The organism is Collimonas sp. GW821-FHT02H07, from assembly GCF_059421505.1.
On sequence record NZ_JBWKVC010000019.1, the window covers coordinates 64,662 to 88,116 of the forward strand.

At 50.7% G+C, this 23,455-nt stretch carries 20 protein-coding genes and 1 pseudogene; 13 read left to right on the forward strand and 8 right to left on the reverse strand.

Features of this window, described 5'->3' with window-relative positions; genetic code table 11:
- Positions 1-31: 31 nt before the first annotated feature.
- The 4 genes from AC07V8_RS23115 (at position 32) to AC07V8_RS23130 (ending at position 5,080) form a co-directional block, all read left to right on the forward strand.
- On the forward strand, positions 32-352 hold the full coding sequence (locus AC07V8_RS23115; RefSeq protein ID WP_494680482.1) for a hypothetical protein: 321 nt from the start codon (positions 32-34) through the stop codon (positions 350-352).
- Between the two features lie 347 nt (positions 353-699).
- Positions 700-1,599, forward strand: coding sequence for a TnsA endonuclease N-terminal domain-containing protein (locus AC07V8_RS23120; RefSeq protein WP_494680483.1), 900 nt, complete (start codon positions 700-702; stop codon positions 1,597-1,599).
- A complete protein-coding gene (locus AC07V8_RS23125; protein ID WP_494680484.1) occupies positions 1,587-3,818 on the forward strand; it encodes a TnsB C-terminal domain-containing protein in 2,232 nt (743 codons plus the stop codon). The genes AC07V8_RS23120 and AC07V8_RS23125 overlap by 13 nt, the downstream gene beginning before the upstream one ends.
- A gap of 2 nt (positions 3,819-3,820) precedes the next feature.
- A complete protein-coding gene (locus tag AC07V8_RS23130; protein ID WP_494680485.1) occupies positions 3,821-5,080 on the forward strand; it encodes an AAA family ATPase in 1,260 nt (419 codons plus the stop codon).
- 345 nt (positions 5,081-5,425) lie between these two features.
- Here AC07V8_RS23130 and AC07V8_RS23135 read toward each other — a convergent pair whose 3' ends face one another.
- The 3 genes from AC07V8_RS23135 to AC07V8_RS23145 form a co-directional block, all read right to left on the reverse strand.
- On the reverse strand, positions 5,426-6,454 hold the full coding sequence (locus tag AC07V8_RS23135) for a TniQ family protein (RefSeq protein WP_494680486.1): 1,029 nt from the start codon (positions 6,452-6,454) through the stop codon (positions 5,426-5,428).
- A 26-nt stretch (positions 6,455-6,480) separates the two neighbouring features.
- A complete protein-coding gene (locus tag AC07V8_RS23140) occupies positions 6,481-6,822 on the reverse strand; it encodes a helix-turn-helix domain-containing protein (RefSeq protein ID WP_494680487.1) in 342 nt (113 codons plus the stop codon).
- A gap of 69 nt (positions 6,823-6,891) precedes the next feature.
- Positions 6,892-8,664, reverse strand: coding sequence for a TnsD family Tn7-like transposition protein (locus AC07V8_RS23145; protein ID WP_494680488.1), 1,773 nt, complete (start codon positions 8,662-8,664; stop codon positions 6,892-6,894).
- Positions 8,665-8,827: 163 nt separating this feature from the next.
- On the opposite strand from AC07V8_RS23145, the gene AC07V8_RS23150 reads away from it, so the two are divergent.
- From AC07V8_RS23150 to AC07V8_RS23165, 4 genes are all read left to right on the forward strand, one after another.
- Positions 8,828-9,307 (forward strand): 3'-5' exonuclease family protein, encoded by a 480-nt coding sequence (locus AC07V8_RS23150; RefSeq protein ID WP_494680489.1) that lies wholly within the window; start codon positions 8,828-8,830, stop codon positions 9,305-9,307.
- A gap of 151 nt (positions 9,308-9,458) precedes the next feature.
- Positions 9,459-9,803 carry a hypothetical protein gene (locus AC07V8_RS23155; protein WP_494680490.1) on the forward strand — a complete coding sequence of 115 codons (345 nt, stop codon included), beginning with the start codon at positions 9,459-9,461 and terminating at the stop codon, positions 9,801-9,803.
- 17 nt (positions 9,804-9,820) lie between these two features.
- A complete protein-coding gene (locus AC07V8_RS23160) occupies positions 9,821-10,123 on the forward strand; it encodes a plasmid mobilization protein (protein WP_494680491.1) in 303 nt (100 codons plus the stop codon).
- A 97-nt stretch (positions 10,124-10,220) separates the two neighbouring features.
- Entirely contained in the window at positions 10,221-11,231 is a 1,011-nt protein-coding gene (locus AC07V8_RS23165; RefSeq protein WP_494680492.1) for an IS481 family transposase, read from the forward strand.
- A 25-nt stretch (positions 11,232-11,256) separates the two neighbouring features.
- Here the strand turns inward: AC07V8_RS23165 and AC07V8_RS23170 are convergent, their stop codons facing one another.
- Together AC07V8_RS23170 and aguB are read right to left on the reverse strand one after the other, a co-directional pair.
- Positions 11,257-11,451 carry an agmatine deiminase family protein gene (locus AC07V8_RS23170; protein WP_494680502.1) on the reverse strand — a complete coding sequence of 65 codons (195 nt, stop codon included), beginning with the start codon at positions 11,449-11,451 and terminating at the stop codon, positions 11,257-11,259.
- A 322-nt stretch (positions 11,452-11,773) separates the two neighbouring features.
- Positions 11,774-12,676 carry an N-carbamoylputrescine amidase gene (gene aguB, locus AC07V8_RS23175; RefSeq protein WP_494680493.1) on the reverse strand — a complete coding sequence of 301 codons (903 nt, stop codon included), beginning with the start codon at positions 12,674-12,676 and terminating at the stop codon, positions 11,774-11,776.
- A 644-nt stretch (positions 12,677-13,320) separates the two neighbouring features.
- On the opposite strand from aguB, the pseudogene AC07V8_RS23180 reads away from it, so the two are divergent.
- A pseudogene (locus AC07V8_RS23180) lies at positions 13,321-14,392 on the forward strand (IS256 family transposase).
- Positions 14,393-14,705: 313 nt separating this feature from the next.
- Here the strand turns inward: AC07V8_RS23180 and AC07V8_RS23185 are convergent.
- Together AC07V8_RS23185 and AC07V8_RS23190 are read right to left on the reverse strand one after the other, a co-directional pair.
- On the reverse strand, positions 14,706-16,118 hold the full coding sequence (locus AC07V8_RS23185) for a sensor histidine kinase (protein ID WP_494680494.1): 1,413 nt from the start codon (positions 16,116-16,118) through the stop codon (positions 14,706-14,708).
- Complete coding sequence (locus AC07V8_RS23190; RefSeq protein ID WP_494680503.1) at positions 16,100-16,783, reverse strand: response regulator; 684 nt, start codon at positions 16,781-16,783, stop codon at positions 16,100-16,102. Before AC07V8_RS23190 ends, AC07V8_RS23185 begins: the two co-directional genes overlap by 19 nt.
- Positions 16,784-17,283: 500 nt before the next feature.
- On the opposite strand from AC07V8_RS23190, the gene AC07V8_RS23195 reads away from it, so the two are divergent.
- The 4 genes from AC07V8_RS23195 to AC07V8_RS23210 all read left to right on the forward strand — a co-directional run bounded on the left by AC07V8_RS23195 (position 17,284) and on the right by AC07V8_RS23210 (position 22,433).
- Entirely contained in the window at positions 17,284-17,616 is a 333-nt protein-coding gene (locus AC07V8_RS23195; protein ID WP_494680495.1) for a hypothetical protein, read from the forward strand.
- A gap of 156 nt (positions 17,617-17,772) precedes the next feature.
- A complete protein-coding gene (locus tag AC07V8_RS23200) occupies positions 17,773-20,577 on the forward strand; it encodes an IPT/TIG domain-containing protein (protein WP_494680496.1) in 2,805 nt (934 codons plus the stop codon).
- Between the two features lie 197 nt (positions 20,578-20,774).
- On the forward strand, positions 20,775-21,107 hold the full coding sequence (locus tag AC07V8_RS23205) for a hypothetical protein (protein WP_494680497.1): 333 nt from the start codon (positions 20,775-20,777) through the stop codon (positions 21,105-21,107).
- 216 nt (positions 21,108-21,323) lie between these two features.
- Positions 21,324-22,433 (forward strand): agmatine deiminase family protein, encoded by a 1,110-nt coding sequence (locus AC07V8_RS23210; protein WP_494680498.1) that lies wholly within the window; start codon positions 21,324-21,326, stop codon positions 22,431-22,433.
- A 551-nt stretch (positions 22,434-22,984) separates the two neighbouring features.
- Here the strand turns inward: AC07V8_RS23210 and AC07V8_RS23215 are convergent.
- On the reverse strand, positions 22,985-23,455 hold a 471-nt coding region (locus AC07V8_RS23215), incomplete at its 5' end, for a transposase (protein WP_494680499.1).

The following is a 23,455-nucleotide window of genomic DNA, read 5'->3' on the forward strand; positions in this document are numbered from 1 at the left end:
TAGTGTGACTACACGTGACGGTATAGGCGAAATGGAACTTCCAACTGTTGATGAGCCGCTTGCAGTTCTTCTGGATAGAGAGCTGACGAGTAGATACGGGCCGATGGTGTCAAACGACAATTTGCGGCTTGTGTTGGGTTACGCATCTAAGGAGGCGTTCAGGCAGGCGTTGTCACGTCAGACCATACCTATCCCAGTTTTTGAAATCGAAAATAGGCGAGGGAAATTTGCGCTGATTAGAGATGTTGCAGTTTGGCTGGCGGCGCAACGCGAAGGCGCTACCAATAAAAAGAAAGCAACAATTGTCGGAGTCGGGGTACAAACCACGCAGAAAGTTGGAGGAGTCCTATGACATAACACAAAGTCAATAATCCGAACCATAGCTGGGACGCTGAAACGACCAAAGCCCAAGAGCTAGAACTCTCGGGCTTTGTATTTGCTGCTTGGATATCGAACTCTCCAGCTTCAAGTATCGTCTCTCCCGAATCCTCTGTCAATACTTTGGCCTATCCCTGGATAGGCCGAATTGGATTCGCACGTCCCCCTTTTTTACCCATTTTCACGCCAGCGGAAGTGATTGCCGCAGCGCCGCATGCGCTCGCACGTCTATAAGCGGCGGGCACTGTCGCATCCAGATTCTAAGTCTTTTAACGAAGGCTGACGCGCGGCGTGAGATTTCTTTAAATAAAAGAGAGATTTATGCGAACTCAAAAGAGATTTACCCCAGATTTACTTGAGCGCTACGCGCGCTTGGGCCGCGGCCAGGGTACATACGAAAACTATATCCCATGGCATCGAGTCGGTCGCAGTGACCCCGCCAGCATCGGACGATCGCATCTGCAGGTTTGGAGGGGGCGGCAAAGAGAGCTTCTGAGTGATAAGGAATGGGTGGCATTTTTGTCTTGTACGATGCTCCCCGATATTGTTGATTGCCGAGAACAATTTCCATTAAGGCAAAAATACTCAGTGCATGAATTATCGATATATTTTCCGATGCGGCAATGGTCGCAGTACCCCGGAACATTGGAGATTGCGCGGGTTCAGCAGGTTAAACATCCAAAAGTATCTGGCGCCGGCCGGTCCGCAGATTGGGTAATGACGACCGACATGCTACTCACGTTGAAGCGCGCTGGACGCGAACTGGAACTTCTTGCCATTGCCATCAAGTTGGATGGAGAAATCAGTAAAAAAAGAACACGACAACTGCTTGCTATGGAGCGCCAGTACTGGCTGGAACGTGGCGTCCAATGGCTATTGATAACGCCTTCGATGTATCACTCTCTTTTTGCGGACGCACTGCGTAATTGTGTGTCGTGGTCACTGGGTACCGAAGTCGACGCGGCAGCAATCGACTATGTCGCCTCGAATCAACAGAAATGGGCCGGCCGCGCGGTTACCGACGTTCTCAATAAATTGGCGGTCGAATTCAACAGCTACGAACGGGCACAACGCGCATTTTGGCAAGCGGCATGGTCGGCTCGCCTGCCTCTTGATTTTCGTCGAGGATGGCGTCCACATGAACCCATAGTGCTCATCAGTGAATCGGATTTTTGGGGGTTAAATCCCATTGCATCCAGGAGGTCAGCATGGAAAGCCTGATGCAAAACCAAGTCATTCGGGTTCTTTCTGGCACTCTTGAAGGACTCTATCGCATGATCTTAGTCGAGAGGCGAATCGACATAGCAGTGATGGCAAAATTGGATTGCATGCCTTCAACGGACAGGAGCCGGGGAGGGAGAAAAAAAGCTGTTCGAAAAACATCTCGGAAGAAGGCGCCGCTACCGTTAGTTGGTGATCTGATCTGGGTCAATTACATGGAGCTTGATTGCCTTGAGGCAGAAAACATACTCACCAGAATAGAAATCGAGCACGAACAAAATCACTTCAATCCAATACTCGGAAAACGCGATAAGGATCGATATGAAAATCGCAAAAAAGTGATGGCTGGATTTCTTGACTGCGATAACCTGAGAGACAGTATCCTTGCCAGTCACGGGCTTGGGACTCTGGTAAAAGAGGCGATAGAAAAATCCGGTTCAAGTCGGGCACTCGTATATAAACTCTGGTCACTCTTATGCCGTTTTGGCATTAGTGAGGCCAGTCTCCGCCTTCGTAGTGATCGCTGCGGAGCACCCGGTATTCGCCGTCCCTGCGACCCAGGTGGTCGCAAAAAGGCGGGGCGAAAAACGGACAAGCAGCGGATTTCGAAAGTTTGTGGAATATCGCTACCTCCAGAACAACCTGGGATGAGTACTGTATGGCGTCAATTGATTATGGCCGCTGATCAAAAGATTCCAACGCCAAAACCCGATCATCCTGCCCGATATACGCAGATACTCAACAGTCATTTTGTTCGACGATATCACTTTGAAAACGGTGAATTGGTTCCTCTTGAACTAAAAAAGGGCGAGTATCCCAACAGCAGGCAAGTACGTCGGGTTTTGGCCGTCGAGGTGCCACGCCTGCAAAGATTATTGGAGAGAACCACCAAAGGTCACTTTTTGCGCAGTTACAGGGGGATGACCGGACGCAACTGGAAAGGGGTCGCAGGTCCAGGGCATACGTGGGCTATTGATTCAACGATTGGAGATATCTACCTTCGCTCCAGCGTGAACAGGGCGTGGATCATTGGACGGCCAGTGGTCTACATTATTGTCGATATTTGGTCTACTGCCGTAGTTGGCTTTTACGTGTGCCTGACTGGTCCCAGCTGGAATATGGCGAAGATAAGCTTATTTTCCGCTGCCGCCGCCCCTGATTTGCTTGCCGATCTCTGGCAATGCCAGCCAATGGAATGCCTCTCCCCATCGCCTACAATGCCGGCGGCTCTGATGTGTGATCGTGGTGAATACCTATCGCAGGCTGCGAGCGTGACCGGTTTAAAGTTGATTCCATGTCTGTCGTATGCGCCTTCCTACCGGCCCGACATGAAAGGACTGGTTGAGGTACTCCATCGCATCAAAAAAGGCCGTCAGTATTTATGGATACCGGGAGCTATTGATGCGCGCCGTGCAGAATATGAACTGCGCCGATTTAACCCCAATGACGCTGTCTTGACCGTGCGGGAATATGCCTGTTGCTTATCCGTGATCTTCAATGAGTACAATCTCACGGCGAACCGTAAGGCGCGGGTCGATACCCATATGAAAGCGGCTGGCGTGGTGGAGAGCCCAGCAGGTTTATGGCGTTGGGGACACGCAATTGGCATCGGAACGCGCCGAACCTTCCCTCAGTCGGAATTGATAACATCACTTTTACCCAGCGAAGGTGCAATTGTGTCGCGCGCCGGCGTCAGATTTGGCGGGCTGCATTACGAGTCGGACCAAGTCAATGAGGAACAATGGACTGCTTACGCGCGAAATTTCGGAAGTTGGAAGATTTCTGCTAATTACTTCCCAGGGTCGGTTTCGCGTATTTGGACTCCTAACGTAGCGGGAACAGGTCTTTTGAATTTGCAGCTTTCCGAACAAACACGCGCCTCACGCGAGCAAACATATGATGAAGTGCTAGACGCGTTCATGTTTGGCAAATTGAATCAAGCGGAAGCCGAGCATGCCAATGTGCTGCAAGCAATTAGGTCTCGTCAAAAAATGGAGGCTATTATTGCCGGCGCACGCGTTCTCACGGAAGAGGCCCTGGAGCGACAGCGAGGTACTGTGCCAAGCATGACGGAGTCTCGACACTTGGAAAGCTTGGTCGAGGGGCAATTATCGGTCGAACCTCAGGCGGCAAAACCGCCTCCTATCGATGAAGCCCAGGAGGCCTACGTCGATATGATGAAAAACGTGTTTGCGGCTGCAAACGCTACGGGAGATTGACAATGGCTATGTCCATTCATGATCCGTATAAAGGTAACATCTTAGTCCAAGGTCTTGGGCCCATTTTGTCGCGCAAAGAAGCACTAGCCGCGTTACTTCATTTACCACCAATCCCGGGAGAAATGAAAGGTATACCGGTCCATATCCGCCTACATTATTTAATGAGTCTGCGCGATCTGCATATTCCTTTCCTTGAAACCGCGCAATTGCTGACCACAATGGATGCGATGACCAGGCAGAACTATAGGTACCGAGATCCCATGCTCGCTGAAACCTGGCGCTTGGTGAGTGGTGAAGCCGGGGCACGCAAGACTACTCGTGCGCCAGCGTCCGCGGCAGTCGTTGTGGGACACTCAGGAACCGGGAAGACAGAAGCGATATTGCGGGGATTGAATACCAATCCTCAACAGGTCATTTTTCATGAAAATTTTCCACAAATGGCGCATGGCTTATGGCAGGTTGTTTGGCTATCCACAGATGTGCCTGCAAGCGGGCGTACTGCCGATTTGGCGAGCAATTTGATGATGGCTTGGGATAATGTCGTAAAGGGAGGACGTTTTGCCCATTCACTTGCCAAAAATCGCCGTAACGGGGTCCAAATGCTCGATGAATGGCGTCAGGTAGCATCGAGTCATTTTCTCGGGATTCTGCATCTTGACGAGGTGCAGAATTTCTTCAAGATTCAAAGCCTTGAGCGTCGCAGGAAGCAGAAGGAAATCGACAGCGGGCCTGAGCTGAGTATCGTGGAGGATGCCTGTCTTAAATGGATATTGAATCTAACTAATAACTGGCAAATTCCGTTAGTTCTATCAGGTACGCCTGATGGTGTCGGCGCTTTGACGAAACGAATGAGTACAACGCAAAGATTGGTGACGGCGGGTTATCATCCCTTGACGTACTTTGTGGGTGCTGAGGATCCGCGCTTTTTGGACGTGTTTTTCCCGAAGCTGTGCGAATATCAATACGTGAGGAAAAAGCTGCCTGCAAGCGACACATTCAGGGCAAAGATCATAGAACTCACCGGAGGTATTCCGCGTATTATCATTGCACTTTGGATTGCAGCTCATCGCGTGGCGTTCGAACGATCTACGGACGATCTAATAATTGAGGATTTCATAAAAGCATCGAATACCTATCTTGCGCCTGTCGGTCCGGCTGTTGCCGCGTTGCGTTCGAATGATCTGACACGTATGGGCCGGTATGAAGATTTAATGCAGCGAGACGACGGTTTCTGGGCGACGTTTTGGAACCCGGGCAATTGATTGATTTAGATATATAAATCATCAATAGATCTGACAAGATATGTTTGAACGTGGAGATCGCAAATCGAGCAAAAACGTCCTGTCAGATCCCTTTCCTTGAGTGGTTGAATCCACAAGTGCAATGAGTTGTTCACGATGCGCGGTCGACGGGCCGCAGTCATCGATCCAATAAATTCTATTTCTCTCATTCGAATTCCAGTGATTGCAACTTGCCAGGCGCAATCCAAAATAAAAGAAAATGGATGGCCTGTAGGAATGAGGTAAACCACGTGACACAAGTGGTCCGCGCACTGCAGAAGGCGACGCTCTCGACTCTGAATTGCATACGGTTACTTTATGCCTCCGCTACGCCACCTCGAAAGCGGGCGCAACATGCAAGTGGGTCGTCTCACAATGGTCGGCACTGTTGGTGGCCTCAGATTTAGACCGTCTGAAGTTTAACCACGGTGGGAGACTATGTCTTTCGGGTTGTTTCTTCAGGGCCCAAAGAGCTTCATCGGCCGACGCAAATAAGACGCAACAGGCGAGAATGTAGGGCGTAGCTGCGAATGCCAACCCCGATGCGGAAAATACATTGTCCATTTGATCCAGTTCCACGCCCGGTTCTTTATCTATGAAGACGGGTAATATGGTGCATAGCCAATCGTGCGGAAATTTCGCCAACACTTGGTCGCTTAACAAAGGTCTGGAAGATCTAGCGGTATGTGCGCACGAACGTCTGTTTCTGACGCCGGCCTTTCGACGAAGCAGCGCACGAATAGCGTTCAGATCAAATGGCTTTTCACGCTCCAACAGGGCAAGCGACATAACGAGAAATTGCTGGATGTAAGGGTGTTGCTGACTTAGTGCAGCCCATTCTTCGCTCACCATTTTGCTATCTGTTATGAAGCGCGAAGGCGCATTTAAGAATGCCTCCCCGTTGTTTACATATCGCAACGGTCGAAGATGCTTTGTACACACCGCAACTCCTGGTAATTGATGATAGCGTCGCCAATAACTCATGCCGTAGCTTTCAAGATCCAATCTGATGCAATCACTGCAAAGATATGCACCAAAACGCGCTGATCGCATACTTGTTTTGCGTACCATCGACCGAGCTTGACTGCTGCCATGAGCCATATTGAATCGGCATGACGTGAACGATCGGTGCAATGGAATCATTGTATGGTGACGAACAAATTGCGTGAGCTCCATATTGGCTGCACTACTGAGATGATCCACATAACAGGTATCACGGTGTAATGCTTTGGCGACGTTCGAGCATTGTGTGAGTAGATTAATTACCGCCGCAGGAGATGGTAGGCCGTTCACCCGCATGAGGCGCCCCAAATAGGAGCGATCTAGTTCGTCTGGTAATGGCAAAAGTGTGATCATCGGGAGCTCGCTTTCTCCGAGACGGGCTAAGTTTTAGTTTCGATGGGTGTCAGAAGCGCCAAGGAGCGAATAACTGCAGCAAGTGCTTTCGAATGAGCCGCGGTACCATCCCACGTTTCTGCTAGTGCATCGACCAATTCTTTGTTAGCGCGAATTGAGTCGACGGACGTCTTTTTTGCCATATTTTCTGCATAAATGCATAATTCTTCAAACACTCGGGACTGTCGTAGTCCTCTGCCATTTAAAATTCGGCTTACCTGCGACTGGCTGGCATGGATCGCAGATGCGGCCTTAGCCTGAGTGATGCCTTTGGACTTGAATACTAGAGCGGCTCTGAATGCGCGAGCCTGAGGATCTGTTTTTGTCATGGGTTAAGCATAGAAATATGCATATATGCATATTTCTACTATAGTTTAGATATCCGAAATGTCCAGTATTCAAACGAGCATGTCGATTTGACGAAGGGATTTATCGCGGCGTTTCAAGGCGATCTCAATGGCACGTACGGTACGCGGTAGGCGATCTAGTGCTGATAATTTTGCTTTGAGTTCGGGGATTTCTTGATAGAGATGCCAGAGCATTAGCTTCTTCTGGCCAAGTGTAGGTCGTAGGGCTAGCGCGGCTCGTTCGACTTCCCGACTTAACATCAAATCTCTCTCATCCCATTGCACTCTAGGCCGACGTTCGGGAGCACTGGTGTTGCGCGCGGGGGAGCGTTCGGTCAACCAGGCGCGGTCATTTCGATATAGCCAAGCATATGCGCCGGGATTCATGTTGCGGATAAATTTCACACCTAAAGTTGCATTCTCTGCCACAAGAGCTGACCATGAGGCGCGGGCAGCGTCTTGCGCGGCTTGGTACCGAGCATGTTGCCATTCGGCGTGAAGACCAATCTCTGTGCGGAGCACATGAGTCACCGTTCCGATGGATATATGAAAATTCTCAGCCGCATCAATTTTTTCCGCACCCTGTCGAAGTTGTGCAACGAGGGCCTGGCGGATCTCCGGCTTTAACCTCTTTGGTCGTCGAGAGACGGCGACACCCATTTGTGCCGTCCACACCATCGCGGTGGCGGTATCAATATTGAGTTCTGCAGCCGCGACCCGTACGGATCTGTGATCTTCCTGAATCCGTTTAGCTAATTTCAGTTTTTTGTCGTCTTGATCTATTGTTGGGGGAGGTGTCGCTAGTTGGCATCTCGGTGCAAGACCGACACCAGGTTCGAATGCCGGCAATATTTGCTCATAGCACCGAAAAAAATTCTCGTGGTTGCCGAGAAGCCAGTCGATCATCACCACGTGCCGCAATGGATGTGTTCCGGTACGAGGAGCTCTGAGGTGGCGAGACAATTGCTTATATGCTTCATCTACTGTTGCCGGAAGGGCAGAAAGCTCGGGAATCAGTCGTAAGGTTTGCGTATGCTGCATGAAATCGATTGCAATTTCACGGAGTCGGAATCCACCTTGAGGCGTCAACAAATTTCGCTTCGCTAGTTCTGCGTGATAAAGCCTGTGCAGTTTTGCCGTGTCGATTCGAAATGCCGCATCGCTTTCTATAAGGCCCAATGTTAATTGTGTCAGCCGAGAAAAATCATTAAGTGACGCATGATTTAAGTCGTTGAGGACGGGGGGCAATGGCCGAAAATGTGTCTCGTTCGGCAGGTGCCACAAAAATCGTTGGGCGCCACTGGCTTTGAGATTCGATTCTTGCAATGACAAGTCGTGTATGGGGCATACCCACACTCCCGGGTATTGGTGTTGCAAGTGCCAGTAAGCCCAACCCCTTGTTTCACGGTCTGCGGCCATACATGCCGTACAGGCTTTGAGAGGGTGATGCGCGCGAAATTGACTCGTCAATAATCCGAGTTCGAATTTCAAATTAGAGACCGTCGGGCCGCGAAGTGTGGCAACAACGCGAGCTTCTTCGCTCGCACTCATGAATTTCTTGTAGTAGTGAAGTAAGGTACGGTCAGTACATATCTCGAGCGCCGAGCCAAAGTTATGCTCCGTTCGTTTTACAAATTCGTCAATGCAACTAGGTAGATCGTGTTGGCTGCCGCTTCTAGGGCGACCAAATAGATGGATATTGGTATCCTTTGCATACTGATGGCCCCAAAAGTAGTGATGGCGACTGATTAGACTGAATAGAGTTTCGCCTGGGAGCCATGACAGTAGTTCCGCGCTGTCGAATAAATCATGAGAGGTGTTCATGTCATTTGAGGCCGATTCATCGTCGTTTAATGAAGCATCGATTCGAGCGAACTGTACTTTAAAATGGCAAGCTCACCAGTCACTTTGCGATCCAGTTAGGAACTTGTCGCAGATCGAGAGCTAGTTAGTCGCATTGTTGGCCGGACCAAGTAGGGATATTCACATGACCATAAAAGTATTTATTGATACTGAGTTTACCGATTTCATTGATACACATCTAATCAGTATTGGCATGGCAGCGGATTCAGGAGAAGAATTCTACGCTGAGGTTCCGTACCCCGACCTGCCGTGTAGCGCGTTCGTCCGTGAAGCAGTCATTCCCTTACTGGGCCGCCTTCCCGGAGCGGTTTGTTCGGTGGCGGAACTATACGAAAAGATGATAGCTTGGCTGGAAGTTGTAAGGAGAGGTACGGAAGATATTCAAATCTGTTTCGACTATCAAACAGATTGGGATTTGTTCGCCGATGTGTTGGATTATCGGATCCCACCATGGTGTCACGCGCGTCGGGTGGGTAATCATATCAACGAGTTATTACGCTACGAGTTTCATAAAGAAAATAATCTTCCCGAACATCATGCGCTCTATGACGCATTGGCAAACCGATATGCTTTCCAAGAGATTTCGTCTTCCCTGACGCCCTAGATAAAGCTGTCTTAGAATTGACGGTAGCATATGACTGTAAAAACAAGAGCGAGGCCCATGGCCAGTAGCCGAAGCTGCTATGCACGCACCTTTGTTTTTATATCAGATGCGTCGAATCGCACTAACGGTTTGAAAATTGACGGAGAAACTGATGGGTTTAGAGCAGCAAAGACACTCACTATACTGCGGCTTGCGGGCGGGTCTCTGTTTCGAAGTATTGAATGGTGAAGACGTCCTATATATCAGCGACGTTCCTTTTGAGTTGGAACGGATCGTGGGCAACTGGATTTTTTCCTTACCTGAGGATCTCCTTGAACCCACTTCACCTAATAGCATTTTTCGCGAAGATCCAATTAAGGGCAGGGCGATAACGCGAGCGGTATGCGAGGATTTTATTACCTGGATGCTTGAAGTACTCAAGGATGCCCAAGAGCAGCCAGATTTTCAGGAAAAAGTAATGGAGATAAAGCGCAAAAAGGAAAATTTTTCTGACTAGATAATTAGGAGGGAGCAATGGCGACCGAAGTTACCGAAAGAATCGTAGTGCAAGCAACGTCGAAAGAGAAGAAGGCTATTGTCAAAAAAGCCAAAAAACTCGGCTTGCCGGTTTCTGAACTAATGCGCCGTGGGGCTGTGGCCTACAATTCAGAAGCGGAAGGCAACGAATTATGTTTAGTTGCCGATGCTGCAAAGGCCGCGGCCGACCATGCGTCAGATTCAATTGACGAAGTGCTGGTATTTGTTGAGGCAAGCAATGCGCGAATTGCTGCGATGGAAGCAAAACAGCAGAAGCACAGAAGGCTGCACAATAAATAAGGGACTTTCACGCGATCCATTCCGATTCTGCTAGTAAAGCCCAGAAGCTGTATTTTTATGTGTGATTCACGGACATCGTTTCAATTAAAATGAAGCGATGGATGATGAAATCCGCAAGCGACTGAGATGGGTTCGGTTGTACGAAGAACTCGGCAATGCAGGCATTGTCTGTCTGCGTTGTGGTATATCACGACCGACACTGCGTAAATGGTGGTCTCGATATCAAGAGCATGGGCAGGATGGACTTCAGGAAAATAGTCGACGGCCAAAATCCTCGCCAGCGAGGAAGGTTCAGCCAGAGCACGAGCAGTTGATTGCGGATCTACGCAAGCGCAAACTTGGACACCGCCGAATCCAAAATGAATTAAAGCGTTTGCATGATATTTCGTTGTCTACAGCGACCATTCACAGGGTTCTGGAGCGCTTAAAGAAGCCTCTGTTCAAACACAAGCGGGCCTTCAGAAAACAAGTTATTCGATACAGTCGACCAACGCCAGGGGATCGGGTGCAAATGGATGTCTGCAAGATCGCGCCTGGAATATATCAGTACACGGCGATTGATGACTGCACGCGCTATAAGGTTTTACGGCTCTATTCGAGGAGAACCGCTAACAACACCATGGACTTCCTTGATGCCGTAATGGAGGAAATGCCATTTGCGATTCAACGGATTCAGACCGATCGCGGTCGCGAATTTTTTGCTACAAAATTTCAGGAGCGCCTACTCGAATGGGGTATAAAATTTCGCCGCATCAAACCGGCATCACCTCATCTGAACGGCAAAGTTGAGCGATCCCAGCGAACCGACCTTGATGAATTTTATTCGACAGTCGATCTTAAGGATTCTCAGCTTTCAGACTTGCTCGCGGAATGGCAGCATTACTATAACTGGGATCGCCCGTACAGTTCTCTGGAGGGAAAGACGCCTGTTGAACGACTTTCTGAACTTGCAGACAAAACCTTGCTTTGGGAGGAAGCTGCAGCGAAATTTGATTCGTCCAAAGAGCGTGTCCAGGAGCAAAATTATCGCGACGAATTGAATCGCACAATTTTTACCGATAGACCATCGATACTCATACGCATATCAACCGGTTCGACGGTAAGCTAGATTTGTTCCGGTTGGCCTCCACACTTTAACTTGTCGCAATCTGCGGTTGTGTCGCGCCACCGCCGTTGGCGATTCCATCCGTAGAAATTTGTATAATTATGCGATCAGGGTAGAGGTTTTGTAGTGTGTTGAATGCGGCGAGGTCAGCAGCGGCATCGCCATATTGCGTCATCAGCAAGCAACCTTTGGTAAGGCAAAAACCACCGTAGCCTGCACAAATCCATTGCTGTTAAAGGTGGTACTACCTTGGTTTCAACCATTTTTCGCAGTGACGACGGGTTGCAATGCAGTGAAGTTACGCGCACAAAGCCCCCGTTCAGTTCCGATATCATGCTCTTCGTACAGCAACTATGATGGCGCGCTTGGTAGAAATAACGTGATTAAATTACTAAGCTGCGGCCGACCGACGTGTAATCACTTCGCATGGATAAGTTCATAATTCATGTCTGGCACTTTCATGAGTGAATGTTCCAAAAATGAATTTTTGAACAAAATTTTTACGAATTCGTATTTGCATATTCTTCTACGGCTAGTGTCATGAGCTACACCAAAGTGTAACCATCGCTGGTCCCAATCACACCATACATAGAGGGTCTGCGATCACGAAAAAAACCCCACTCTTCGCGGATGTGTCGGCACTCTTCCAAGTCGAAAGTATGCAATAGGATGGCTTCATCTTCCCGGTCCGCCTCTACAATCTTTTGCCCGGTTGCATCAGCGATGAAACTTCGCCCATGAAATGTCACCTTGAGGGGAGCATGGGCTGCATTTCCTTTGCCGATTTCCGTGCCGATCCTGTTAGCGCAGATCAATGGCATAGCGTTGGCTGCTGCGTGGCCCTGCATAGTGCGCTGCCAGTGGTCGGAACAATCGGAATCGGGCCTCGCTGGATTACTTCCGATAATCGTTGGGAAGCATAGGATTTCTGCCCCCATTAGAGCCATTGCGCGGGCAGATTCCGGAAACCACTGGTCCCAGCAAATGCCGACGCCGATGCGGCCGAATTTCGTGGGCCAGACCTTGAAACCGGAATCGCCGGGATTAAAATAATATTTTTCCGAATATCCAGGGTTATCCGGAATATGCGTTTTCCGATACGTACCAAGGCGGCGTCCATCCGCATCGAACATGACAACGGAATTATAAAATGCATTTCCAGCCCGTTCGAAGAATCCCACCGGTAACACAATTCCCAATTCAGCAGCTAACCGGCCAAATCGCACCAGCTTTTCGTTGTACTCCAAGGGCTCCGCTAAATCGAAGTGGTCGCTATTCTCGTCTATGCAGAAATAGGGGCACATGAATAGTTCCGGACATATGACCAGATTCGCGCCCTTGTTGGCGGCTTGACGAATCAGGTTCATTGCGCGATCGATATTGGCTTCTAGGTTCCAATCGCTCGACGACATCTGGACTGCGGCAACAGTGATCAAGCGGGATTTCATAGTTTTCATCCTCGAAGTGAAATTAAAATTTTGCACTGCGGCAAGCAATGAATAAAGTTGGGGTGTCTTGCTGATGCTGTTCGATCAAATAACGTATTCAGATGTGAGTCAATGCGCATTGAACTTGTTGAATTAAGTTCACGAAGTGAATATTCTTTTCTTCGTGAGCGGTAATCTTATCCAGCGGTGATTGGTGTGTAAAATGAATAATGTCGGCGGGAATCATGATATTTTTTAATATCAAGCGCATTGGCTACCACATTGATGTGACCGTTAAGGCCATTGGGTAGGAGAGATGTCGTCTCACTGTTATATCGTCTCATTGTTCGGGAGCGTGCTTTAATTTTTATCGAGGGAATTGTTCCCATATCCTTCGATATGGGAGCCTGTCAGATTTAAGCAAGCCAACCACAACATCAGAAATCAGGGGTTGCAAAAAAGGGGATGACCATAGATTCTGTGTGAACGGGGTTATGAAATAATACCGAAAGAGAAATTCCATGACCGACGTAATGACCACAAAGAAACCGAAGAAGCAGAAAGCACCTAGCCTCATCCCCGTTGAGCTGATTGACCAGCTGCTGACCCAAGTGCAGAACAAGGACGCAGAGCCGATCCTTGGCGAATCTGGCCTGGCCGAGCGTATGTTGACGACGGAGTTGAGCCATCATCTGGCCAGCGAAGGCGAGGCGAGCCAGAACCACCGCAATGGCAGCAGCCCGAAGAAGGTGCTGACGCCAGGCGACGAACTGCACTTGGACTTTCCCCGCGACCGACTGGCGAGTTTCGAACCTAAGCTGGTCGCCAAGCACCAACGGCGTATGCCAGGCTTTGACGACCACGTCATCACATGTACGCACCCGGCATGAGCGTGCGCGAGATCCAGGGCCATCTGCTGGAGCTGTATGGCACGCAGGTGTCGCCGGACTTGATTTCCACCATCACCGACGAAGTCCTTGATGAGGTCACACAGTGGCAGAGACGACCGCTGGAACCGATGTACCCCATCGTCTATTTCGACGCACTGCGACTGAAGATCCGGGATGAAGGCACAGTCAAGAACAAGGCCGTGTACCTGGCACTGGGTATTCGTGCCGACGGCAAAAAGGAAGTGCTGGGGTTGTGGATCGAGCAAACCGAGGGCGCTAAATTCTGGCTGAAGGTCGTTAACGAGCTGAAGAACCGTGGACTGGACGACGTCCTGATTGCCGTCGTTGATGGCCTGCGCGGCTTCCCCGAAGCCATCGAAGCGGTCTATCCACAGGAACCGATCCAGACCTTCATCGTGCACCTGATCCGCAATTCCACCACGCTGGCCTCCTGGAAGGATTTGAAACCCGTCTACCAGGCCGCCAACGCGGACCTGGCAGCCGTGGCGCTGGATGAGTTTGCGCAGGGGGCCTGGGGCACCAAATTCCCGACCGTGGCAGCCATGTGGCGACGCCAGTGGCGCAGGTCATTCCCTTCTTTGCCTACTCGCCCGAGGTGCGGACCATCATGCCAGTTACCAACGCCATAGAGAGCCTGCATATGCGCCTTCGAAAGACCGTCAAGAATCGCGGCCACTTCCCCAGCGATGACGCCGCAATAAAATTGCTGTTCCTCGCCTTGCGCAATATTGAAAAAGATTGGAAGATGCAACAGCGGACATGGAAGCAAACAGCCAACCAGTTCGCCATCATGTTCGGCGAACGCTTCACGAACGCAATTAACTAACTACGAAATTCTGGCCCCGCACACAGAATTTCTGAAAGGTCCCGATATGGTAAAAGTTTCTTGATTTCGAGCTAGCGATCCTTCATCCCTACTTCAATAGCCTTCAATCAAAATTCAGGCTCGGCACAACGACCCCCCCCCCCAATATATCTATATTGATCAGGTCCGCATCAATGGTGAGATCAAATTTTCCGATCAGATCGGTGTTATGCAAAGCGACTTGCGATATTTCTCACACAACTTTACGTGTCCTTTGTTATCGGAGGATCACTATTGTTAATAAATTGTAATTACTAAATACCGATGTCGCTCTTCAGTGCGGTGCCAGTGGAAATCTGACCTCAGCCAGCAAGCCTTGCCCACTATCAGGCGAATGCAATTGTATCTGCGCGCCATGCTGGAACACGATTGACCTAGCGATCGTCAAGCCCAATCCGCTGCCGCTCTGAGTCTGGTCTGGATCGCGGAAAAACCGGTCGAATACGCGCTCGCGCAGGGAAGGTCTAATTCCAGGCCCCTGATCGGCTACGCTCAGGATGACCCCGTTTTGATCATCATTGCGCAGGCCAACCGTTACCGTGCCGCCACGCGGACTGTACTTGACGGCGTTGTCGACCAGATTGTCGATTAAGGACATCAGACTTTCATAATGGCCGAGGATGTAGAACTCACCTTTTGACGTCAATTCCAACTCGATTTGCCGCGGCTTGGCCAGTGCCGACAGTACCGCCAGACGGTCCTGCAACAGTGTGTTCAGTGCCAGCCTGTCCAGCGTGACACTGGTCGCGGGATCGCTACGCATCAACAACAGCAACTGACTGACTAGTCTGGTGGCGCGACTGTTGCTGCTCAATATCCCAGCCAGAAGTTCTTGCTGGCGATCATTGCTGGTCTGGCTTTGCAAGGCCTCCACATTCACCCGCATAGCAGCCAGTGGAGTACGCAGTTCATGCGCAGCGTCAGCAATAAAATTGTGTTCTCGTACGACACTTTCGCTTATACGCTGCAGCAAGGCATTAATCTTGTCGACCATGGAACTCAATTCCAAGTGCTTAGGCTTGAACGTCAAAGGCGTCAGATTCTGCGGACCGCGAGTTGCCATCTCACGAGCAACCCGGCTCCAGGGACGTAAGGCCAACCGTATCGAGAGCCAGGCAGGCAGCAGCAAGAACGGCAGGCTGATCAGCAAGGGCAAGGAATAATAGCCACGTGAGTTCATATCGATGAGCATGTCCATGGCATCTGCCGGCACGATGATAGTGACGCGGGTATCCGATTGCGGTGATTGGACGGTGCGTGCTCGCCAGCGCACGCCGTTGGCGTGGAGGACTTCCGGCTGGTCGAGGCGACTGTTATGAATACCGCTCGGTGTGTCTTCGGATTGATAAATCAGTTGCCCTCCCTGCCGCACCTGGATGCTGGGAGACAGTTTCGGCGTATTGCCGCCGATACCGTAACCTTCGCGTACCGCGAGATCAATCATGTGCAACACTTTGTGCTGGCGATCGGGATTGTCGGCCAGGTTTTCGACGACGCCGAATATTGCCTCATATGTGCGATCAAGGTTAATCGGGCCAGGTGCTCTGCTGGTCTCGAACATGGCGTAGCCGATAAACAGACTCCACAATACTGTCAACAGCAGCATCTGCGCCAGCAACAGGCGGCGCACAAGGGTCGGCTGCACCAGCCAGGCCCACCAGTGCTGTATCATTTTCGCACGCTGCATGCCGGCGCCTGCTGATCTATCACGAAGCCAACTCCGCGCACGGTGCGGATATAGCCATCACCGATCTTGCGGCGCAAATTGGCCATATGCACATCAAGGGTATTACTAGCATTGGCGTGTCCGCCGGGTAACGCCAGATCTTCCAGCGCACGGCGCGTCACTACACGGTCGGCGCGTATCAATAGGGTGCTGAGCAACGAGTATTCGCTGGCGGTCAGCTCTGTCGGCCGGCCTTGTACGCTGACACGGCGGGTCGGCACATGCAGCGACAGGCCGCGCAATTCCAGGGTTCCGTCGTCGAAACCGTAGCTACGCCGGGCCAAGGCACGCACGCGCGATACCAGTTCAGTCAGCACGAAAGGTTTGACCAGGTAATCGTCGGCGCCACTGTCAAGGCCAAGTAGGCGATCGCTGAGTGCATCGCGGGCACTCAGGATAATCACTGGCAAACTGCTTTTTTCGCGGCGCAAGCGCGTCAGCAGGTCCAGGCCGTCGCCGTCCGGCAAACCGAGATCCAGTAGTACCAAATCGCAGTTGTCGGATTCCATTGCATGAAGCGCATTCTCCAACTGGCGCACCCACACCACATTCATGCCTTGATCGGACAGGGCAATACGTATGCCGTTGCCCAGGTCCAGATCATCTTCGATCAGCAGTATTTTCATAGTTTCGTATTTAAACATTTTAATGTGAAGAAACGCTGAAGGACATGCTCCGCTGAGTATTATCGTCTTCATCAAGGCTTAATGAATGGCTCATGCTTTCTTCATGTTGGTATTAGATACTGTTTACTTTTCCAATGCGGTGTAGCTGAGCATGTCAAAGCCGCAATGTCATCAGGGGCGATGATGAAAAGCCGTTTTATTGAAAAAAAGCCAGGTCTCTTCTGTAGGTCTTACGTCAACACGAAATCGCTCTCATCCCTAGGAGGGTTGCTGGCGCCATTTAGCGCGGATTTGTCGATATTTGTTAATGGTGTCGCCAATCCTTCGATCCCGCCTTTGTCATTGCCCTTGGCGTGGGTAAATTTATCGTCAAACAGATGATGGTTCTGTAATTCGCCAAGGGTCTGAGTGTGACGTAGTTGACCATTGTCTAATATTTTTGTTTGACAAAGAAGGTTCGATTTTTTTCTATTCTCTTAGGAAATGTTCCAAGGAATGTGATGCGCGATACCTTTATTGTTTTGTTGAGTGTCACGGTTTTGCTGTCGATAAACGTATTCGCAATCGATTTGTTTCGAACTTGTCAAATGACGGTTGCCACCGATCCGGTAAGACCTGCACGCGTTACACGCTCAATGCTGCTAAGAAGGCCAGCATTCAAGGGCGTGCCGCCTTGTTGTCAACCGTCGTTTTTGCTGGCAACTATCGCCGTGCACAAAACACCAGAAAGACCATCACTAACAGTTGCAGCATGCAACATTTCCTGTCGCTTCTTTCGTCCACGTAATGGCCGGCAGCATCAGGAAAAAAACGGCGACCGCCAGCGAAGTTGAGTTTGCGCAAGTTCAATTGTTTGTTTTTTTAACAGTAGCTCCTTCACCAACAACATCCAAACAAAAACATGCGTCGGTACCAGCCTCCACGTTGACGCAAAACCTCTCTGCGTCTCAACCTTTACATAGCCCGATCTCTCAAAGGCAGTGTTTGCAATGAAAAATAATAAATTTCTTCTCGCTCTCGTTTTGATAATCGTCACGTTAAGCCAATTCGGATGCGGCGGTGGCTCTGGTGACAGTGGAGGATCATCGCCGACATCGATTGCGGCCCCCACTCCAGCAGCAGCTGTGAGTATCACCGCACTATCGGCATCGAGCGCATCGCCCGGCGCCACGCTCACTGTTTCCGGTGCGGGATTTAGAAAAGTGAATGCGGTCACTATCGGTAGTGTTTCTGTCACTTTCACGATCATCAATGACACGCAGATCGCAATTACAGTTCCAACCGCCGCAGTAAGCGGCGTGGTCACTCTGTCCGGCCCAGGTTTTTCGGTGCAATCGTCGACAACATTTATTTCCAACTCATCGTCACCGCTGGTTACCAGCGTGTCCGCCGCCAACGTTGTGGCCGGTGGTAACTTCACTATTGCAGGAAAAAATCTTGACCTGGTTACTAGCTACCAAATCGCGGGCCTCAACTTAGCCGTCGTTAATAGTTCCAGCACATCGGCAACATTGATGATGCCTACCCAAGCCATTTCCGGCTTCTTGGCGCTCAAGGTGGGCAACACCGTAGTCAACAGCACGTATCAAATCAACGGGTACCTGCCTGCTTCGATTGTCGCTGTGCTACCGCAAATCGGGATTGTCGGCAGCAGTGTGACCGTCAACGGCAGTGGTCTGATAGCGGTAACCAAGGTTCGTTTCGCCAATGGCGCGATTGCATCTGTTTCGAATCCGTCCAACACTGCAGTTAGTTTTACGGTGCCGCCGGACGCAGCCTCCGGCCAACTGACAGTGGTTGACCCCTATCAGGAAGTGCAAACCACAAGCTCGTTTACTGTCGCTCCGACAGTGACCGCGACCGGGTTGCAAAGTGCGAAAAACGGCAGCACCGTGATCTTGACGATTACAGGCACGAATTTGGATACTGTTACTGCAGCCAAGGTCGGTAACTCGAACGCGGCCATTGTCAGCCGCAGCAACGCGCAGTTGGTATTGACCGTGAGCATTGGTACCAGCGGCACAGTGATTTTGACGATGCCCGCACAGGCCGCCGTCAATGCCGGCACGATCGATAGTGCCGGCAATGTCGGATTGTTGATCAGCAGTGTTGACTTCGTGCATGTCTTCGCCAAGAGTGCTACCGATCCGACGTTGCGTCTGACGCCAAGCCGCCCTGCTTTGGTACGGGCAACAGTCCTTGCGCCATCTACCGGCATCAAGAGTCCGGTAGTGAATTTGTCGGCCAGCACTAAGACCGGTGCATCGCTGGGGGCGTTGGTGATGAGTGGACCGGCCACCTTGCCTACTGCGAAAGATGACTACAACCTGAGTAATAGTTTCAATGTGATGCTACCCGCTGCATGGGTTCAGCCCGGCGTCAAGGTGAGTATCAATGTGCTGGCCGGGGTTGGCAACAGTCCAGCTAATCTGGATGTGTCACCCACAGTTGGTGCGCCTACCCGCATCCGAGTCGTTCTGGTACCTCTGACGGTTGGTGCCGCCACCGGTGTATTGCCCCCCAATTTGTTTGAGGTTCAGAAAGCGTTGGCCAGAGTCTTTCCCTACGCATACGGTAATATCGTGGTCCAGAGGCGACAACCGTTGACGATTAATGGTGCAACTAGCACTAATACGATGAGCTGGTCAGCCGTGTTGAAACAACTTGACGCTACGCGCGTAATCGAAGACCAGAATGCGTTCTATTACGGTTTTGTTCCTATGTACAACCCCATCCCGCCAAGCTATACAGCGGGCATTGGTTATGTCGGCGATCGGAGTGACAACAATACATCGAATGTCACTGCAATCGGTTTAGACCAGGCTTCCACGGCGGCTCAAGGCGATCCATTTGATAACAGATGGCAGGAATGGCTAACCACCATGGTGCATGAAATGGGGCATAACCACTCTTTGCAGCATGCGCCATGCGGTGGCGCCAGCGACCCAGATCCGGCATACCCCAATTCGAATGCCGATCTGAGTTCGCTGGCGGTCTATAACAGTTTGTACGACAGCGACACGCAGATCGGCGTATTAAGTGCTCCACACACACCGAACAATATGCAAATGAAAGATGTCATGGGTTATTGCGACGGAACATGGTTCTCCGATTTCAGTTACGTCCGTGCGCAGCAGTTTGCCGAATCGCGCACCTCTGCCATCCCACAGCCGATGGTCCGGACTTCTGCTGCCAGCGTTGGGACGCAGAACGGTTATCTGACCATTTCAGGCGAGCTTACATCTAAAGGTGTGTTTCTGTATCCGGCATCAGCCACCGCCACCAAGCTGCAGGCCGATACGGTAACTGCTAAGTCGACCTATGAGCTACGTGTCCGTACGGTCACCGGTCAGAACTATAGATTGCCATTTAAACCAACCCGTGTAGCGGATGCAATCGATCAAACCAGTCACTTCTCAGTGAGTATGCCGAATCCTGGAGAGGTCGCCGCGATTGAAGTTATGTACAACGGGCGATTGCAGGTCATGCGGCAACCTGACCAGGTACGCCGTTTGAAGGCATCTCCCCAGACTGCGACCGGGAATTCGCAAGAGATGGCGTCATCAGTCGGTTGGAACATTCAGAACGGACATCTGACAGTTACGTGGAATGCAGTAGTAGAGCCATTCTTGTCGCTGGTCTATGTTGAGCCGAGCGGCGCCAAGATTATGATCGGCAATGGACTGGAAAAGGGCAGCGCGTCATTTGACATTAGTGGCTTGCCGCGCGGTGGGCGCTTTGACTTAAGCTTGTCGTCACCGATGCAAGCTCGATTGGTCAGCTTTCCTCATTGATCTGTCGTCGGTAATGTCCGCGTACAACGTAATGCGGACACGCATGCGTTGAGATAACTCCAGTCGCAGGCGGATTGACGGAAAAGCGGCCGGATTCTTAAAATTAATAACAACGATTCAAAAACCTTGATGGGAATGGCGGCTGCGAATTGTTCATGGTCGTCTAAATGTAGACAAAGATAGTGAGGGAAATATTCATGAAAACACCATTAATAGCAGCGATAGTTGGAGTTGTTATCGCCGCTCTAATGACGTTTGCAACACCTGTCATGGCTTCTAACGTTGATGTTTCTATCGACATTGGAACTTCGGGATTTTACGCACCGCCTCCGGAGCCGGTTTTTGTGCTGCCAGAGCCGATTTACGTGGAACAAGACCCGGTCTATATCCAACCCCGACCGGTATATGTTCAACCTCGACCATATTATGTCGAGCCGACGACTATTTATGTAGTTAGGGATAGGGCACATCGTGGGTACTGGAAAAGTAATCATCGTAGGTACCGTCGGCATGACGATGATGATGATTGATTTTCACCATTTTTCATAAGTCCAATCGACAAGATGTTTTTAGACGTATGAGCATGCAACGGTTGGATCAAAAATTGATTAAGTGTGCGCGTTACAATGGAAAGCCGACAGCTGTAATGTACAAAAAAATATCAAGAACAACATTCCGAGAGCGTTTATCTAACAACATCTTAATTAACGAAATTTAGCAATTTATGCTACATAGGGGAAATCAAAATGATGACACGACGCTATGTATTGAAGCAGGGGCTTCGAAAGTCCGCTGCAGTGCTGCTGGCGAGCCTGTTCGGCACCTCGAATAGCTCAGTCTTTGCCGCCACGAGCGAAGGTTGGCGCATGCCGGACGAAGGCGAGTTGCACGCTACCACCTGGATGGCTTTCGGTCCGGGTGAAGAAACCTGGGGCAAGCGGCTGCAGGCCGGCGCGCAGGACAATTTGGCAATCATTGCTCGGACCATTTCGGCCTTTGAGCCGGTGAATATGCTGGTACGCGATGAAGACTACGATATCGCTACCCGTAAATGCGGAGCCGCCATCAATTTGATCGTGCAGCCCATTGATGATTTATGGATACGAGATACCGGTCCTGTATTCGTCAAGGATAGTCAAGGAAAACGTGCAGCAGTTAACTTCAACTTCAACGGTTGGGGAGAAAAGCAGGATTACGAGCGCGATGCGCAAATCGCTGCCTTCGTGAGCGGGCAGACTGACACCAAATTATTGAAGAGCAAGCTCATCCTCGAAGGCGGCGGCATCGAAGTCGACGGTGACGGTACCGCCATTATTACCGAGAGTTGTGTGCTCAATCCCAATCGCAATCCAGGCGTCAGCAAGGGACAGTGTGAGGTCGAACTTAAACGGCTGCTTGGGCTGGATAAGATCATTTGGTTGCCGGGGATCGCTGGCAGGGATATCACAGATGGTCATACTGATTTTTATGCACGTTTTACCAGCCCAGGTGTAGTAGTCGCGGGCTACGAAGCCGATATCGGCTCAGAAGAAAACGCTGTAACCAAACGTCATTTGGAGATATTGCGTAGAACTACCGATGCCAAAGGCAGGAAATTGCAGGTCGTGGTGCTGCAGGGACCATCTACTGTACGTAGTAAATATGAAAACAAGGAATTTGCCGCAGGGTATATCAATTTTTATGTTTGCAACCGTGCCGTGATGGTGGCCGAGTTTGGTGATCGGAAAGCCGACAGCAACACCCGTGATATTTTGCGTGACCTATTTCCTAAGCGCGAAGTGATACAACTGAACATAGACGCGATCGCAGCAGGGGGAGGTGGCATTCATTGCACGACTCAGCAACAACCCGCCTGAATTGCACGGACACTGAAATGAAAATGCCTTAGAGCGACTGGCATTCGCCTATACTCGGGCCACAGGCGTGGCCGTATCTTGAATGTGCTCTGCATCCGATAGACCGCTTGGCAGCGACAGAAATTCCCAAAATAGTTTGGAACGGCAACAGGGTATACCGACCAGAAAATTATGCGTGACGCCTAAGGTTTTTTACTGCCTTTAGCGTCCGCCGTATTCTCTTCCGTTATGCTGAGCATTTTTACGCCGGGGGATCACTGCTGCAGCGCTACGTGCCGTACTCCAATCGTCAGGAGGTCATGCAATCGCGACGCTCGGTCGAAATAATCAAGGCAGCGTTCGGAGAAGTGGCGTGAGCGCCGTAGTAGTCCAATTATCTTTTGCGAATTAAAAGATAAAGATGGTAATCGCCTGCATAAAAATCGGATTCGCTCTTTATGCAGTCTTTGTCTTCCTTCTAGGATGCCTCATTTACCACTTCATCATAAAAGGAAATTGAAGCAAATTTCATAATCAAGGACGAGTTTGTGATCGGGGGGCTATCTGGTTCGTCAAGCGCTTGCGAGTGGTGCGGGGCAATAAAGTGTCTCGTCGCGCATCATTGCGTAAAGCACATCGCAACGCCGGCGGGCGAGAGCGATCAGGGCTTGATTGTGTCGTTTTCCTTGGCTGATCTTCCGGGCGTAGTAGACGCGTGAAACCGGATCGCGAAGCGCGGCAAAGGCTGAGAGGAACAGCGTGCGTTTGAGCACCTTATTTCCACGCCGGGATGGGTGCTCGCCGCGAATCGACGAGCCGGATCGGCGTGTGACGGGTGCCAGTCCGGCATAGGCGGCTAAGTGAGCTGCCGAAGCGAAGGCTTTGCAGGCGACCTCTGTGAGGAGTCTGGCCGCTGTCCTGACGCCGACTCCTGGCATGCTGGTCAGGACCGAGTAAAGAGGGTGGGCTTGAACCAAGCCTTCAACCGCGGTGGCCACTTCCTCACGTTGGCCACGCAGCCCGGCAAGCTGATGCGCCAAGCG

Bases quoted from the DNA above. Each gene is read 5' to 3' on its own strand.
- AC07V8_RS23125 (WP_494680484.1), top strand. From the start codon at position 1,587: ATGGAAAGCCTGATGCAAAACCAAGTCATTCGGGTTCTTTCTGGCACT.
- AC07V8_RS23210 (WP_494680498.1), top strand. From the start codon at position 21,324: ATGATGACACGACGCTATGTATTGAAGCAGGGGCTTCGAAAGTCCGCT.
- AC07V8_RS23195 (WP_494680495.1), top strand. From the start codon at position 17,284: ATGCGCGATACCTTTATTGTTTTGTTGAGTGTCACGGTTTTGCTGTCG.
- AC07V8_RS23165 (WP_494680492.1), top strand. From the start codon at position 10,221: ATGGATGATGAAATCCGCAAGCGACTGAGATGGGTTCGGTTGTACGAA.
- AC07V8_RS23185 (WP_494680494.1), bottom strand. From the start codon at position 16,118: ATGCAGCGTGCGAAAATGATACAGCACTGGTGGGCCTGGCTGGTGCAG.
- AC07V8_RS23145 (WP_494680488.1), bottom strand. From the start codon at position 8,664: ATGAACACCTCTCATGATTTATTCGACAGCGCGGAACTACTGTCATGG.
- AC07V8_RS23200 (WP_494680496.1), top strand. From the start codon at position 17,773: ATGAAAAATAATAAATTTCTTCTCGCTCTCGTTTTGATAATCGTCACG.
- AC07V8_RS23135 (WP_494680486.1), bottom strand. From the start codon at position 6,454: ATGATCACACTTTTGCCATTACCAGACGAACTAGATCGCTCCTATTTG.
- AC07V8_RS23205 (WP_494680497.1), top strand. From the start codon at position 20,775: ATGAAAACACCATTAATAGCAGCGATAGTTGGAGTTGTTATCGCCGCT.
- AC07V8_RS23120 (WP_494680483.1), top strand. From the start codon at position 700: ATGCGAACTCAAAAGAGATTTACCCCAGATTTACTTGAGCGCTACGCG.
- AC07V8_RS23160 (WP_494680491.1), top strand. From the start codon at position 9,821: ATGGCGACCGAAGTTACCGAAAGAATCGTAGTGCAAGCAACGTCGAAA.
- AC07V8_RS23115 (WP_494680482.1), top strand. From the start codon at position 32: ATGGAACTTCCAACTGTTGATGAGCCGCTTGCAGTTCTTCTGGATAGA.
- AC07V8_RS23155 (WP_494680490.1), top strand. From the start codon at position 9,459: ATGGGTTTAGAGCAGCAAAGACACTCACTATACTGCGGCTTGCGGGCG.
- AC07V8_RS23140 (WP_494680487.1), bottom strand. From the start codon at position 6,822: ATGACAAAAACAGATCCTCAGGCTCGCGCATTCAGAGCCGCTCTAGTA.
- AC07V8_RS23190 (WP_494680503.1), bottom strand. From the start codon at position 16,783: ATGAAAATACTGCTGATCGAAGATGATCTGGACCTGGGCAACGGCATA.
- AC07V8_RS23130 (WP_494680485.1), top strand. From the start codon at position 3,821: ATGGCTATGTCCATTCATGATCCGTATAAAGGTAACATCTTAGTCCAA.
- aguB (WP_494680493.1), bottom strand. From the start codon at position 12,676: ATGAAATCCCGCTTGATCACTGTTGCCGCAGTCCAGATGTCGTCGAGC.
- AC07V8_RS23150 (WP_494680489.1), top strand. From the start codon at position 8,828: ATGACCATAAAAGTATTTATTGATACTGAGTTTACCGATTTCATTGAT.